The organism is Bifidobacterium choerinum (assembly GCF_002761235.1).
In the GTDB taxonomy this organism is placed as follows: domain Bacteria; phylum Actinomycetota; class Actinomycetes; order Actinomycetales; family Bifidobacteriaceae; genus Bifidobacterium; species Bifidobacterium choerinum.
In genome coordinates, this window is sequence record NZ_CP018044.1 from 1,651,517 (window position 1) to 1,666,171 (window position 14,655).

The 14,655-nt window shown below is 65.2% G+C and carries 11 protein-coding genes and 2 pseudogenes; 6 read left to right on the top strand and 7 right to left on the bottom strand.

The features are described from left to right. Positions 1 to 92 precede the first annotated feature (92 nt). The 3 genes and pseudogenes from BcFMB_RS10080 to BcFMB_RS06665 form a co-directional block, all read right to left on the bottom strand. A pseudogene (locus tag BcFMB_RS10080) lies at positions 93 to 380 on the bottom strand (nitroreductase family protein); the annotation flags it as partial. Positions 381 to 435: 55 nt separating this feature from the next. Beyond that, positions 436 to 1,047, bottom strand: a pseudogene (locus tag BcFMB_RS10085) (nitroreductase family protein); the annotation flags it as partial. Beyond that, complete coding sequence (locus tag BcFMB_RS06665) at positions 1,001 to 2,239, bottom strand: ATP-binding protein (protein WP_099721749.1); 1,239 nt, start codon at positions 2,237 to 2,239, stop codon at positions 1,001 to 1,003. The pseudogene BcFMB_RS10085 and the gene BcFMB_RS06665, both read right to left, overlap by 47 nt. 260 nt (positions 2,240 to 2,499) lie before the next feature. Here BcFMB_RS06665 and BcFMB_RS06670 point away from each other — a divergent pair, with 260 nt between their 5' ends. Together BcFMB_RS06670 and BcFMB_RS06675 are read left to right on the top strand one after the other, a co-directional pair. After that, a complete protein-coding gene (locus BcFMB_RS06670; RefSeq protein WP_099721353.1) occupies positions 2,500 to 3,258 on the top strand; it encodes a gamma-glutamyl-gamma-aminobutyrate hydrolase family protein in 759 nt (252 codons plus the stop codon). A 123-nt stretch (positions 3,259 to 3,381) separates the two neighbouring features. After that, on the top strand, positions 3,382 to 4,368 hold the full coding sequence (locus BcFMB_RS06675) for a hypothetical protein (protein ID WP_024540443.1): 987 nt from the start codon (positions 3,382 to 3,384) through the stop codon (positions 4,366 to 4,368). A 40-nt stretch (positions 4,369 to 4,408) separates the two neighbouring features. Here BcFMB_RS06675 and BcFMB_RS06680 read toward each other — a convergent pair whose 3' ends face one another. The 4 genes from BcFMB_RS06680 to BcFMB_RS06695 form a co-directional block, all read right to left on the bottom strand. Beyond that, complete coding sequence (locus BcFMB_RS06680) at positions 4,409 to 5,608, bottom strand: MalY/PatB family protein (protein WP_193345752.1); 1,200 nt, start codon at positions 5,606 to 5,608, stop codon at positions 4,409 to 4,411. Between the two features lie 19 nt (positions 5,609 to 5,627). Beyond that, a complete protein-coding gene (locus BcFMB_RS06685) occupies positions 5,628 to 6,485 on the bottom strand; it encodes a DUF3737 family protein (RefSeq protein WP_099721750.1) in 858 nt (285 codons plus the stop codon). Between the two features lie 455 nt (positions 6,486 to 6,940). After that, on the bottom strand, positions 6,941 to 8,425 hold the full coding sequence (locus tag BcFMB_RS06690; protein ID WP_099721354.1) for a nucleobase:cation symporter-2 family protein: 1,485 nt from the start codon (positions 8,423 to 8,425) through the stop codon (positions 6,941 to 6,943). Positions 8,426 to 8,658: 233 nt separating this feature from the next. Continuing rightward, positions 8,659 to 9,240 carry a xanthine phosphoribosyltransferase gene (locus tag BcFMB_RS06695; protein WP_024540447.1) on the bottom strand — a complete coding sequence of 194 codons (582 nt, stop codon included), beginning with the start codon at positions 9,238 to 9,240 and terminating at the stop codon, positions 8,659 to 8,661. 309 nt (positions 9,241 to 9,549) lie between these two features. On the opposite strand from BcFMB_RS06695, the gene BcFMB_RS06700 reads away from it, so the two are divergent. The 4 genes from BcFMB_RS06700 to BcFMB_RS06715 all read left to right on the top strand — a co-directional run bounded on the left by BcFMB_RS06700 (position 9,550) and on the right by BcFMB_RS06715 (position 14,467). Beyond that, entirely contained in the window at positions 9,550 to 10,524 is a 975-nt protein-coding gene (locus tag BcFMB_RS06700; RefSeq protein ID WP_099721355.1) for a hypothetical protein, read from the top strand. 204 nt (positions 10,525 to 10,728) lie between these two features. After that, positions 10,729 to 10,914 carry a hypothetical protein gene (locus tag BcFMB_RS06705; protein WP_024541413.1) on the top strand — a complete coding sequence of 62 codons (186 nt, stop codon included), beginning with the start codon at positions 10,729 to 10,731 and terminating at the stop codon, positions 10,912 to 10,914. 90 nt (positions 10,915 to 11,004) lie between these two features. Continuing rightward, entirely contained in the window at positions 11,005 to 11,454 is a 450-nt protein-coding gene (locus BcFMB_RS06710; RefSeq protein WP_099721356.1) for a Panacea domain-containing protein, read from the top strand. Positions 11,455 to 11,743: 289 nt separating this feature from the next. Then, on the top strand, positions 11,744 to 14,467 hold the full coding sequence (locus BcFMB_RS06715) for a UvrD-helicase domain-containing protein (protein ID WP_099721357.1): 2,724 nt from the start codon (positions 11,744 to 11,746) through the stop codon (positions 14,465 to 14,467). Positions 14,468 to 14,655 lie beyond the last annotated feature (188 nt).

Consider the following 14,655-nt stretch of genomic DNA (forward strand, 5'->3'; position numbering starts at 1 on the left):
AGAGGCCACTTCCTGATCGTGAGCACGTCCTCGGCGGCGTCGCGGTCGGTGTGGGAATCGTTGATGCGGTCCTCGGCCGGATATCCCAGCGCGATGCCGGCGATGATCGCCTCGTCGTCCGGGATGCCCATGATCGCGTGGATGTCGTCGGCGAAGCGGACCACCTCATAGGTGGGGGCCGAGTCGACGCCGTTGTCCTTCGCCGCGAGCATCAGCGTCTGCGAGAAGGCGCCGATGTCGTAGACCATCCACGGGGAGACCTCCCGCTGCGCGGTAGGATAGACGAGCGCGGAGGCGTTGAACAGCCTGGCCTGCATCTGGCTCATCTCCATGCCGTCCTGACCGAGGAACGCGGTGAGCCGGTCGCCCCAGCGCTGCATGTTCTCCAGCGGGAAGCGTCCCCAGGACGAGCGGGGATCTGCTGCATGTCGACGTGCTCGGGGCGCCCTGCATGGCCTTGCTCAGGTGCTCGCGCTTGATCTTCTCGAGCGTGTTCCCCTTGGCGATGTACACCTTCCATGGTTGCGAGTTGGCCCACGACGGCGTGCGTTGCGCGACGGCGACGATCCTGGTCAGCACCTCGTCCGGAATCTCCTGCGACTTGAAGTCGCGCACCGAATGGAGTGCCCTCACCGCTTCCTCGAATTCCATGATGTACCTCCGATTCGATGGACGTTCGGCACGACGGGAGTATAGGAGGCGGCGACGGGACGGGCAATCGTCAGGCAGCGCATTATGTGATATGTGAAAGGAGTAAGCGCGGGGAATTGCCGCCGTGGCGCCGCCGCATGGCACGATGCATGTGCATATAGGTTGATACGAGTGCGGATGCCCTATGATGCATGGTCGGGACAGGGGCAGGATCTTGTGCTCCGGCTCAGCGAGCGGTACGGCGATGCGTTGCGGGGAATAGCCGTCGATGCCGCGATGGGATACATGAAAATGTTCATCTACGTCGACGCCGACGGGGCACGGTAGGGTCGCCGCAGGTCGTCGGCGCTCACGAATCGAGCAGCCAGTCGACGATGTTGCGGATCTCGATGCCATCGGGAGTCATGCCGAGGCGGAACCTGTCGAGCGTGAGCACGGTCTTCGGGAACGAATCGTGCAGTGCCTGCAGAGGCGCGAGCTCTCGCTCCCTGATGGCTTCGTCGAGCATCGTTTCGGTGACCTGAATGTAGGTCCTGCCGTCGAATCGTTGGGCTACGAAATCGATTTCCGCGCCGCGAAGCCTTCCGGCATGCACATCGTATCCGCGCCTGCGCAGTTCGGTCGCGACTACGTTCTCCAATTGGAACCCGTAGTTTCGGGAGGAGAATCCGTTTGCGATGTTGCGCAGCCCGCAGTCCTCCGCATAGAACTTGCGCAGGGGATTGAGCAGGTCCTTGCCTTGAAGTCCGAACTGCGTGGCCTCGAAGAGGATGAACGCACGCATGAGACCGTCGATGTAGGACTCGACCGTCTCCGCGGAGGTCTTGCGTCCCCCACTCACCAGCGCGCCGACGATTTTCCGGGTGGAGAACAGATTGCCGGATGTGGAGAAGAGATAGGTGACGAGACGGTTGAGCAGCGGAAGGTCGCGGATCTGCAGATGCTGAGCGACGTCACGTAGGATGACGGTGTCGTACACGGACCCCAGTTCTCGGGCGATGCTCTCCTCATTGAATTCCCGGAGCGCGAACAGCGTGGGCATGCCGCCGAAACGGACGTAGTCCGCGAACAGCTCGTCGTGGGAAAGCTGCGCGCGGTCAGCAAACAACGTTCGCGTGAATTCGAGGTACTCCTTAAAGGAGAGCGGATGCACGTCTATGGTCACGGTTCTGCCGGCGAGCACGGTCGCAAGGTCCGTCGAAAGCAGATGTGCGTTCGAGCCGGTGATGTATACGTCCACATTCTCGAGTGTGTGCAGCCCGCGCACCACTTTCGGCCAGCCCTGCACCTCCTGGATCTCGTCGAGGAAGACATAGCGCATCTGCGCGTCGTCGGATCCGCTCAGCATCCGCTGCAGCTCGTCGGTGAGCTGTTGCGCGGTGAACTCGAGTGGGAGGCCGAATTCGTCGAATCGTCTGCGGTAGATGTTGCACGCGGGGACGCCTTCCGTGAGCAGACGTGCGCGGAGCATCTCGAGAAGGCTCGATTTGCCGCATCTGCGGATGCCCTGCAGTACCTTGATATGTTCGGAACCGCGATAGGACTCCAGCAGATTCATATACTGCGGACGATTGATGTACTGTCTCATGCCCATATGGTCCTCGCTCTGCAAAAGTATCAGTTATATTCGATACCATGACCGATCATATCAAAAATGTAGAGTGTAACTGACATTTTGAATATCCATGTCGAAAACGTCAGGTATGGCTGACGGATTGCGCCGCTTCGGACGCCTGATCCGTCCTGCGCCGCCGCGAAACGGATCCGTAATCGCCATGTCACCGGCCGGACGCCGAAGACGGATAGGTTGGGTCCGGCCATGTCGAGCGGAGGTGAAGGAGGACGCCCATGCGACCGGTGATCGCGGTGATGCCGCTGGTGGACGACGAACGGGGGAGCCTGTGGATGCTGCCCGGATACATGGACGCGCTGCGCGAGGCCGGAGCCGTGCCGTTCATGCCGGCGCTGACGACGGACGCCGAGGAGATCAGACGCATCTTCGACATGAGCGACGGGCTGCTGATGACCGGCGGCCATGACGTCGACCCGCGTCGCTATGGCGAGGAGCCGCGGTTCGACAACGTCGTGCCGAACATCATGCGCGACGCGATGGAGACCGCGCTGCTGCGTCTCGCGCTCGCCGACGACAGACCGGTGTTCGGCATCTGCCGTGGTCTGCAGATTATCAACGTGCACTGCGGCGGCACGCTGTACCAGGATCTGCCGAGCGAGCATCCGAGTGGCGTCGAGCACCACCAGAAGCCGCCGTACGACCGTCCCGCGCATCGGGTGCACGTCGTCGACGGGACGCCGCTGCACGACGAGCTGCGCGTCGACGACCTCGCCGTCAACAGCTACCACCATCAGGCGATCCGCACGCTCGGCGACGGACTCGAGGCGATGGCAGTCAGCGAGGACGGCCTTGTCGAGGCGGTCCACCGGCCGGCGAGCAGATATTGCCACGCCGTGCAGTGGCATCCGGAGTTCCGTTACAGGACGGACGTGGCCAGCCGGCTGTTGTTTCGCTCCTTCGTCGCGGCCTGCTGCCCCCGCCAGGCAGGGGGCATTGCGCCGTCGGCGTCGACGCCGACGGCGCAATGCCTTTGAAAGCATAGGCGAGGGGAATCTCGCCGCGGGCCCTCTAGACTGGGATGAACAAGACCAATGATCCGAGGCCGTACAAGCCGTACGGCGATCGAACGAACGGGCAGCATGGGAGAGGGTGCGATGATGACGGAACAAGCGGACGGCGGCGACGCGCACGGGACAACGGAGACACGCCGGGCGGGAACGGCGCGGATACGCGATGAGATCGCCACGCAGGCGCACAACGCCTCGGTCCGGGCGCAGGCGCGGCGCACACAGAGGCTGGTCGAAGAGGACGATCGTTTCGGATACGACCGCCATGCCACCAACAGGGCGTTGAGGATCGCGAACGGCGTGGCGATCATCATCCTCGGATTCGCGGCGGGCAGGTTCCTGCAGGCGCTTCCCGAACGCAACACCGCGGATGTGCAGGAGGTGATCAGCGGGCTCGACCGCCTGATCGGGCTCATGACCAAGGAACTGGTGGAACTGCCGCATCTGCAGCGGCATCCCGAATCGTTCATCGTCGAGATCGTCGCCATATTGGTCGGCTACATGCTGCTCAAACGCACGCATGAGGACTCGTTGGAGTATGCCGCCGCCTTCAACCGCATCGAGCAGTTCTACACGGTAGCGCAGCGGCGGCAGGGATGGATCCGCTGCGCTGCGCTCGTGATGCTGGGGACCGCGGCGATCCTCGTCACGCATGGTCTGCTGCTCGCCTACGGGCATGCGATGCCCGACGACGTCGCCGCCGGCGTCGCGCAGACGAGCGTCGCGATGGGGGTGTGGTGCTACGTGTTCGGCGGCCTGTACGCGACGCGCACGGATCTGTTCCTGTACAATTTCCGGGCGTTGCGCAACGTCAACGTCTATGAGCTGGGCAAAAGCGAGACCGACGAGCGACGCGAGATGCGGCTCGGCGAGAAGAAGCTGTGCGACCTGTCGTCGTCGCTGACCGGCTTCGCCGTGGCGATCGGCGTGCTGGGCGCGCTCGGCATGTACTTCCTGCCCAGCTTCCGTTCGCCGTACTTCTGGCTGCCGCTCGTGGTGACGGCCGTCGTCGCGCTTATGCTGCGTTGGCTCGTGATCCGTCTCGCACGCCGGCGCTACGAGCCCGATTTCGATTGACGGGGACGGATGCGCGGTGCTCCGTCACCGTTTGGACGCCTCAGCGTCGCGCATAGGAGGCGGCGCCTTCGAGCAGTCGGCGCACGCCGTCGACGACGAGGCCGGCGTGCGTGCCGAGGTTCATGCGCAGGAATCTCGAACCGTTCTCGCCGTAGATGCCGCCGTACGAGAGCACGAGTCCGGTATGCTCGCGCAGATGCTCGCAGAAACGCTCGGCCGTGGCGTCGCCGACGCGCTCGAGCAGTCCCGAGCAGTCGATCCACGCCAGATAGGTGGCATCCGACGCCACCATGTGCAGCATCCCGTCGGATTCGGCGTCGAGGCGGGCGGACACGTAGTCCTTGTTGCGCTGCACGACGCGGCGCAGGTCCTCGAGCCACCGGTCGCACGCGGTGTATGCGGCGATCGTCGAGAACACGGCGAAATCGTTCGGTTCGGCGACCTCGTCGGTGTTGACGCCGCGCACGGCGCGCGCCCGCAGGCCGTCGTCGTCGCAGATGAAATACGCGGATTGCAGTCCGGCCACGTTGAACGCCTTCGACGGCGACGAACAGGTCACGCAGATCGAACGGTTGACGTCGTTGACGGCGGCGAAGGGCGTATGGGCCATGCCGGGGCGCACGATGTCGCAGTGTACCTCGTCGGAGATCACCGTGACGTCGTGCGCGGCGCACAGCGCGCCGATATGCGCGAGGTCGTCGGCGCCCCAGACGTTGCCGCTCGGGTTCTGCGGGTTGCACAGGATCATCAGCCGCGTCAGCGGGTCGGCGAGTTTGGTTTCGAGGTCGTCGAAGTCGATCGAGTAGGCGCCGTGCTCGTAGCGCAGCGGGTTGGCCAGCACGCGCCGGCCGTTGTTGACGATCGAGTTCGTGAAGATGTTGTAGACCGGCGGCTGGATGACGACCTTCTCGGCGACGTTCGTCAGCGAGCGCACGAGCGAGGAGACCGCCGGGATGACGCCGGTCGTGAACGTCACATGGTCCGGATCCACGTCCATGCCGTAGCGGCGCGACCACCAGCCGGCGACGGCGTCGTTCCATGTTTCGGGGACGTCGGTGTAGCCGAAGGTGCCGTTGGCGACGCGTGCGGCCAGCGCCTCGCGGATCGCCGGAGCGGTGCGGAAGTCCATGTCCGCGACCCACATCGGCAGTTCGCCGTCGGCCACATCCCATTTCATGGACGCGATGCCCGAGCGGTCGACGGGGGAGTCGAATGCGTCGATGTGTTCGTTGATGTCCATGCCATGCCTTCCTGTTCGTCTATTCGAGTGGCGTCCGCCGCGTGTCGATGAGCCGGATTCCTGTCGTGTCGATCTTGGGGTCGTCCTGCACGACGTCGCCGAATCCGGCCGCGCGGATCGTGCCGGAGACCGGGTTGACGACGCCGTCGACATGCGTCGTGATGTTGGCGTCGATGCCGGTGCAGTATTCGAAGGCCCGCGTCGTGTTGATCAGACGGCAGTCCCGCATCGTCAGCCCGTCGATGTAGCACAGGCCCTGCAGGCTTTCGATCGTGCAGTTCTCGAAGGTGATGTTCCTTGTGTTCCATGCGAGGTACTCGCCGCTGATGAACGAGTCGCGCACCGTCACGTTCTCGCAGTTCCAGAACGCGTCCTTCGACAGCAGCCGCGCGCGTTCCACCGTGATGTCGCGCGCGCCGTCGAAGCAGTAGTTGCCGGTGAGCTGGAAGTCGCTGACATGCATGCCCGCGCAGTCCATCGCGAAGTAGTCGCCGTTGGCGCTCACATGGCGCAGCGTGACGTCGCGGCACTGCCAGAACGTCTCCGCGGCATTGGTGAAGGCGGTGCGTTCGACGGTCACGTCCTCGTTACGGCGGAACTCCTTGGGCGCTTGGATCGTGCAGTCGGCGAAGCGCATGTGCATGGAATACCAGAACGCGGCGTGCGCGTTGAACTCGAACAGGCTGTTCGTCACCTCGACGCGGTCGCTGTACCACAGCGGATACTTCCAGCGGAACACCGTGTCCTTGACGGTGACGTCCCTCGACTCCTTGAGCGGGGATTCGCCGTCCTCGAACACGCAGTCCTCGATGAGCGCGTCGCGCTGCGCGAACAGCGCGCGTTCGCCGGTGAGTCGTTGTCCACGGATTTCCTGCATCGCCATGTCTTTCCTTGTCCTGTGTATCTTCGGGTCCTCGTGCCGTGCGCCTGCGGGCGGCGTCGGCGGCCTTGCGCGCGCCGACGCGTCCTATGGGCGGCCGGATTCCACGAATCATTGTAGGGACGGACCGTCTGGCCGGCGCCGATGTTCTCCCGGCGACGTATTCGAAATCGGCACGGCCGCCATTCGTCGCCGGCATGACGCCGGAGGCGGTGGCGAAGGATCGTGCATCCCGTGGGGAATCGCTTATCGGTGGCGGGCTGGCGATGAGCTGACGGTGGCGGCCGGCGCGCGGTGCACCCCGTAAGGAATCGCCCGTCGGCGGTGGGCGCTTGCGACTGCCGGTAGGAAAAGCATGCGATATGCATCCCATGGGGGAGCGCCTACCGGTAGTGGGGAGGATGGGCGGGCGGTAACGGGGCGGGACCCCTCGCAAAGGTCGCCGGATCAGCTCACTTCGTCTGCTTCGGCGTGGCGAGGAAATGCTCCTCGCTCGGCAGGAAGACGTTGAGGATGACGGCGACGACGAAGGCGACGGCGATGCAGTTCGACGCGAAGATCGACTGGAACAGCGGCGGGAAATGCTCGAAGATGCTCGAGACCTGCGTGAAGCCGATGCCGATCGTCAGCGACAGCGCGGCGATCGTGATGTTGCGCTGCGTGTAGCCGGCGTCAGAGATCATCTGGAAGCCCGAGAGGATGATGTTGCCGAACATCATGATCGTGCAGCCGCCGAGCACCGCCTGCGGCATCGAGTTGAAGACCTCGGAGATGGCCGGCACGAAGCTCGCGAGGATGAGCAGCACGCCGCCGGAGAGGATGACCTTCCTGTTGACGACCTTCGTCATCGCGACCAGGCCGATGTTCTGTGCGAACGACGTCAGCGGCAGGCAGCCGAAGACGCCCGAAACCGAGGAGATCAGGCCGTCGCCGGCGATCGCGCCGGCCGTCTCGCGCTGCGTCGGCTCACGGTCGAGGCCCACCTTCGTCAACGCGGCCGTGTCGCCGAGCACCTCGACCGACGAGACGACGTAGAGCAGTCCGATCGAGACGATCGCGCCCCAGTCGAATTCGGGCTTGAACGGCATGACGGACGGCAGGCTCATGACCTGCAGATGCGCGAATCCGCTGAAATCGACCTTGCCGAAGCACAACGCGGCGACGTAACCGATGAGCAGGCCGAAAAGCACCGACAGCTGCTTGGCGGTGCCCTTCATGCATAGCTGGAACACGAGGCAGGCGACGAGCGAGATCAGGCCGAGCGTGAGGTTCTGCCAGCTGCCGAAGTCCTTCGCGCCGGCGCCGCCGCCGAAGCTTTCGGCGCCGACCGACAGCAGCGAGAAGCCGATCGCGGTGACGACGATCGCCGAGACGATCGGCGGCACGAAGCGCTGCCAGTACTTCGCCGTCAGGCCGAGCACGACCTCGAGCAGACCTCCGACGATGACGGCGCCGACGACGGCGCCGTAGCCCTGATGGGAGACGATCGCGATGGCGGCGGCGACGTAGGTGAAGGAGATGCCGGTGACCATCGGCAGGCGCGAACCGAAACGCCACACCCCGTACAGCTGCAGGCAGGTGCCGAGACCGGCGACGAGCAGGCCGGACTGGATGATCTTCGCGGAGTCGGTCGCGGACATGTTGCCGGCGGCGGCCACGAGGAAGATCGGCGCGAGGTTGGCGACGAACATCGCGAGCACATGCTGCAGGCCGAAGGGTATGCCCTTCCAGAAGGAGACCGGCGCGTCGAGGCTCGAGAGCGTCTCGAAGGAGACGCCGGAGCGTTTCGCCTCGCGGCGCTCCTCGGCGGGGGTGGCTGCGGCCTCGTCGCGCTTGAGCTCGTCGGTGACGACGGTGGATTCGAGGGTTCCGGTCCCGCCCGACGGATCGGGGTCGCTCGTCGGTGCCGTGGTGTTCGGGGCGTCGGTGGGTGTCATATCGTCTCCAGTGGTAGTGATGGGGGAAAATGATGGTGGCATGGGAAGGCCGGCGCGGATCATGCGGTGCGGGCCGGCCGACGGGGAATCGCGCAATGACGATGACGATGAAAAACGGAAGGATAAGGCTGGGACGTCGCACAGCCGCAAACGAGGAAGAAGCCGGAGGCGATGGCCATCGGCTTCTTCCTCGTATTCGCGCGGCGGCCCGCAGGGGAGGGATGGGCGGTGTGCTATGCGCGGAAGGCCACGGTGCCGGTCTCGGCATCCATCGAATCGATGATCGCGAGCGAATCGAGGTCGTAGCCCTCGGCGCGCAGGCCGTCGCCGCCGCCCTGGAAACCCTTCTCGATCGCGATGCCGATGCCCTCGACGGTCGCGCCGGCGTCCTCGCACAGCTCGATCAGGCCGGCGAGCGCCTGTCCGTTCGCGAGGAAGTCGTCGATGATGAGGATGTGGTCGCCCGCGTTGAGGAACTTCTTCGAGACGATGACCGGGAACTCCTTCTGCTTGGTGAACGAGAAGACACGAGTCACGTACTGGTCGCCGTCGAGGTTGATCGACTGCGCCTTCTTCGCGAACACGACCGGCACGTCGCCGAAATGCTGCGCGGCGATGCAGGCGATGCCGATGCCGGACGCTTCGATCGTCAGGATCTTCGTGATCGTCTTGCCGGCGAAATGCTCGGCCCATGCGGCGCCCATCGCGTTGAACAGCGCGACGTCGCACTGGTGGTTGAGGAACGCGTCCACCTTGAGCACGTTGCCCGGCTTGACCGTTCCCTCTCGCGCGATGCGTTCCTCAAGTTCCTTCATCGATGCCGTTCCTTTCCTCGGATGGTCGTGCGTGCCCGCCTCGGCGTATGCCCATACGGGGCCGGATCGGGGTGCGGTGCGCGCGGGACGTGGTGATGGCGTCCCACCTTACGCCGTGCAAATGACGAGGCCGCCGAAACGCCGCAGCGCCGAGTCGGGGCGGCCGTCCGCCCTCCCCGGAGGGTGGTCGTTGCGACGGGCGGGCATCATGTCTCGACACGCGGAGCGGGGCGATCCGGATTGAAATACAACGCCACAGATAATTAAATATGAGCGTAGAGGGAAGCGCTGATTGAAGGGAGCAAAATCATGAATGAATCGACTTCGACGCAGGAGCGCACGTCGCACGGAAAACGTCGGATCATCATCGGCGTTTCGGCGCTGCTGGTCGCCGTCCTGGCCGCCGGCGGCGCGGTCGCCGTGTACCGGCATTCCGCGTCCGCGCAATTGGCGGAGGAGAGGGAGGCGTGCGCCCGGTCGAGCGAGACGCTGCGCGTGGCGCGCAACACGTACGACACGCTGCACGACCAGGATGCGGCCGAGGCCGTGAAGATCACCGACAAGCAGGTCGCGGACGGCGATACGGTCACGGTTCTGGCCGCCGCCTACAAGGAGAAGACACCCGACTTGGCCGCATGCAACGTGTCCGGTGTGGACCAACTGCGCGAGGCGAAGGACCGCATCGAGCAGAACGCCGCATGGTACGACACGCACACCGCCGACCTGTCGAAGGCCGTGGACGCGGTCAACGAGTCGCATGACGCCAAGACGTTGAAGGACGCCAAGGACGCCCTGTCCAAGCAGCTGACGGCCGCGCAGGAGAAGGTCAAGGGCACAGCCGGCAAGGTCAAGGACGACAGGACCCGCAAGGACCTCAAGGCCCTGATCGGCAAGGCCGCCACAACCAAGAGCGGCAAGGATGCCAAGGCGATGGACGCGCAGGCCAAGCAGCTCAAGGAGCTCATGGGCAAGGTGGACGCCTCCGTCAAAGCCAAGCAGGACGCGGATAGGAAGTCGGCCGAAGAGAAGGCCCGCAAGGAAGCCGGAGCCCAAGCCGCGACGCAGGCGCAGGCGAACGCTCAGGCGCAGCAGCAGTACACGGCGCCGCAGCAGTCGTACACGCCGACCTACACCGCACCCGCACAACCCGCACAGCCGGCCACCCCGTCCAAACCCAGCACCGGCGGCAGCACAGGCAGCGTCCCCATCAGCGGCGGACACGGCATGACGGGACCATGTGACGCAGTATGCCAAGCTGAAGCAATGAAACCAATTCAGCGTTGATTGTTATCAAATGACTGCTTTGCTCATGTCCTCATACGCAACCTTACGCAGCGGCCGGCACAGCGACTTGTCGCAGAGGGCAGGCGACCGATGGCGTCACCGCCCGTTGAACCTCTTGAAAGAGGATCGCGATTGACGTGTTCTTGTTTCTTCAAGTACAGCGGTTCTTGGAACAGCGGCCAAGCGGAAGGACTGTGATGAGCCATGAAGCACATGATGAGAATGATGACGATTCCCGGACTGGATGATTCCCTCCGGTTGGAGGAACACCGTCAGGAGTCGATGCGGACGGCGCAACGGAACCTGAGGAAGCAGACGAAGGCCCGTGCGGCGGCGGCGATCATGACAGGGCTGGCCGCCCGGAGGAAGACGGCGCATAAGAACGGCTGAAACGGGCAGCCGCAGCGCACGGCACGAACGGCAACCCCGCGCAGGGGTGCGGCTTCCCACCTAGCATCGCAACACGAAAGGCGAGACGCCATGCCTGATGTGTTCGACGTCGCCGCGTACATCCTGCACCGGCAAGGACGCATGACGACGATGAAACTCCAGAAACTCTGCTACTATGCGCAGGCTTGGCATCTGGCATGGACGGGACGCTCCCTGTTCCCGGAACGGGTCGAAGCGTGGGCGAACGGCCCGATCATGCCGGACCTGTACCACGAGCATCGCGGCATGATCAGCATCAGCCAACCACCCGCCGGCATCGGAGACGTTTCGAACATCACGGACGACGAGCGGGAAAGCATCGACGCCGTGCTGGACGCCTACGGCGACATGAAGCCCTACGAGCTGGTCAGTCAGACACGGTCGGAAACCCCATGGCAGGATGCCCGCGGGGGAGTGGCTGAAGGTGAATTGTGCGGGAACCGGATAACGAATGAGGCCATGCGCGGGTTTTACGGTCTTCTCGCGGACGCTGAGGCATGAAGGGGGCGCCCCTAACGATTCCTGAGTGCGGCAATTCGCCCGATCGTCTCTGGGGCGCATCGTCGCCATGGCCGGCGGCGGCTGACCAAAGCGTGTGCTAGAAATGAAAGCCGGTTTTCGTCAGGTACCACCCGTAACGAGTGGGTGAAGCGCCGTCCGTGATACGTACGACTGATGCCGCCCGTAACGGAAACCACCCATCCGTAGGGGCGACGCCGGAACACGGACGCGCGTCGCCGGGGCGGGCACGGCGGACACATGCGAACGCAGGCAACGAAAGGACACGACAGTGCATAACGATCCGGAGGTCATCGTCCGCTCGCCGCAGGAACTCGTCGGCGACCTCAACGAGCAGCAGGCGCAGGCCGTGCGGTTCCGCGGTCCGGCGCTGCTCATCGGCGCAGGCGCCGGATCCGGCAAGACGCGCGTGCTGACGCGCCGCATCGCATGGATCCTCACGCAGTTCGGCGCATGGCCGAGCCAGATCCTCGCGATCACGTTCACGAACAAGGCGGCCGCCGAGATGCGCGAGCGCCTGTCGGCGCTCATCGGACCGGTCGCGCAGCACATGTGGGTCTCCACGTTCCATTCGGCATGCGTGCGCATCCTGCGCCGCGACGGCGGCAGGATCGGCCTGAAATCCGGGTTCACGATCTACGACACGGCCGACTGCGAGCGCCTCGTCAAGCTCATCGCCACCGACTTCAACATCGACGTCAAGCGCTACACGCCGCGCCAGATCCTCGCGCGCATCTCCGACTACAAGAACAACCTCACCGGCGTGCGCGAGACGCTCGCCCGGTACGCGCCCGACTTCCGTCCCGGCACGCGCGGCTTCCGCATCGGGCGCATCGGCAACGTCGAGGAGCTCTACGCGATCGTCTACGCCGAATACCAGCACCGGCTCGCGCTCGCGAACGCCGTCGACTTCGACGACCTCATCGCGCGCACCGTCGAGCTGCTGCGCACGCAGCCGGACGTCGCCGAGTACTACCACCACAAGTTCCGCTACATCCTCGTCGACGAGTACCAGGACACGAACCACGCGCAGTACGTGCTCGTGCGCGAGCTCGCCGGCGTCGACTCCGGCGAGCGCTCGTCGCCCGATGCTCCCGGCGCCGGCAGGCGGGGGCCGGCGTGGATCACCGTCGTCGGCGACTCCGACCAGTCGATCTACGCGTTCCGCGGCGCCGACATCAGCAACATCCAGGACTTCGAGCAGGACTTCCCGGACGCGCGCACGATCATGCTCGAGCAGAACTACCGCTCGACGCAGACGATCCTCGACGCCGCGAACGCCGTCATCGCGCACAATGAGGGACGCAAGCCGAAGAAGCTGTGGACGGCCGCCGGCAAGGGCGCGCCGATCACCGGCTACGCCGCCGACACCGCGCAGCTTGAGGCGCACTGGATCGCCCATGAGATCCGCCGCCTGCACGAGGAGGAGGGCGTGCGCTACTCCGACGTCGCCGTCATGTACCGGGCGAACGCGCAGTCGCGCTCGCTCGAGGAGGGGCTCATCCAGGCGCATGTGCCGTACCAGCTCATCGGCGGCACGAAGTTCTACGAGCGGCGTGAGATCAAGGACGCGCTCGCGTATCTGCAGGCGATCGTCAACCCGGCGGACGGCATCAACATGCGCCGCATCCTCAACGTGCCCAAACGTGGACTCGGCGCGCGCGCCGAATCGATCGTCACCGCCTGGGCCGACGAGCGAGGACTGACCTTCTGGCAAGGTATCGAGCAGGCCGATCGGATCGAGGGGATGACGACGCGTACGCTCAACCCGCTCAGGCGCTTCGCCGCGATGATGACGCAGCTGCGCGCCTTCGCGGCCGAGCACGACCGCCAGCCGTCGCAGGTCGTCGCCGAGGTGCTCGCGCTCAGCGGCCTGCTCGAGGAGCTGCAGAAGTCGACCGACCCGCAGGACCAGTCGCGCGTCGAGAACCTCTCGCAGCTGCAGTCGGTGGCCGCCGAATACGAGCAGAACACGCCCGACGCGACGCTCGCCGGCTTCCTCGAGACGACGGCGCTCGTCGCCGACTCCGACCAGCTTCCCGACGAGGCCGAGGACAGCGGCAAGGTCACGTTGATGACGCTGCACACGGCGAAGGGCCTCGAATACCCGGTCGTTTTCCTCACCGGCATGGAGCAGGGCACGTTCCCGCATTCGCGCGCGATGGAGGACACGAGCGAGCTGAGCGAGGAGCGGCGTCTGGCGTACGTGGGCATCACGCGCGCCAGGCGGCGCCTGTACATCACCCGCGCCGCCGTGCGCGCGCAGTGGGGCAGGGCGAGCGAGATGATGCCGAGCCAGTTCCTCGACGAGATCCCCGACGGGCTCATCGACTGGAAGCGGCGCGAGGCCGGCGTCGAACGCATGCGGTCGGGATGGGGGCACGGCTCCGGTTCCGGCTCGCACGGCTGCGGCGCCGACTGGGATTCGGAGCTCGACGAGTTCGGCGGCTGGGACGACGACTTCTCCGCGCCGTCCTATGGCGGCTCGTCGTACGGAGGCTCCTCCTATGGTTCGTCGTCGTACGGCCGTTCCTCCTACGGCGGATCGTCGTATGGCTCGGCGTCGCGCTCGCGCGCGGCGTCCCATGACGACGCGGCGCCGCGTTTCGGATCGGCCGCGCGCAAGCGCTCCTCGTCGTCCTCGTCGGGCAACGGCGGCGCCCACTTCAGCTACGGCGTGAGCGGCTCCCCGTCGTCGTCGCGTTTGTCGTCGCATTCGGCATCGCGCTCCGGCTCGGCGGCGTCCCCGTCGTCGCGTTCGGGGAAGGTGACGACGCGGCGCACGGCGCCGAAGCCGGCGTCCTCGCTCGACAAGGACAACCGCCTCGACATCAACGACTTCCACGTCGGCGACAAGGTGTCGCACGACAGCTTCGGCCTCGGCACCGTCCTCGAGACGCAGGACAAGGGCCGCAACTCGATCATCACCGTCGACTTCGGATCCGACGGCGTCAAGAGGCTCATGCTGCGCGTCGCGCCCATCGAGAAGCTCTGAGTCCCTCCCCGCCGCCCGGCCATGAGGACGCCACGCGTTCGTCCATGGCTGCGGTGTACAATCGACGATTAGTGCCGTTTCGAATGGGACGGCGCCGTCTGGAGCCTTGGCCCGTCAGCGGATCGGCGGTCCGTCGCGGACCGTTCGTGCGATGCACGGCGAAGCGCTGGAGAGGCTGGCTCGCATGG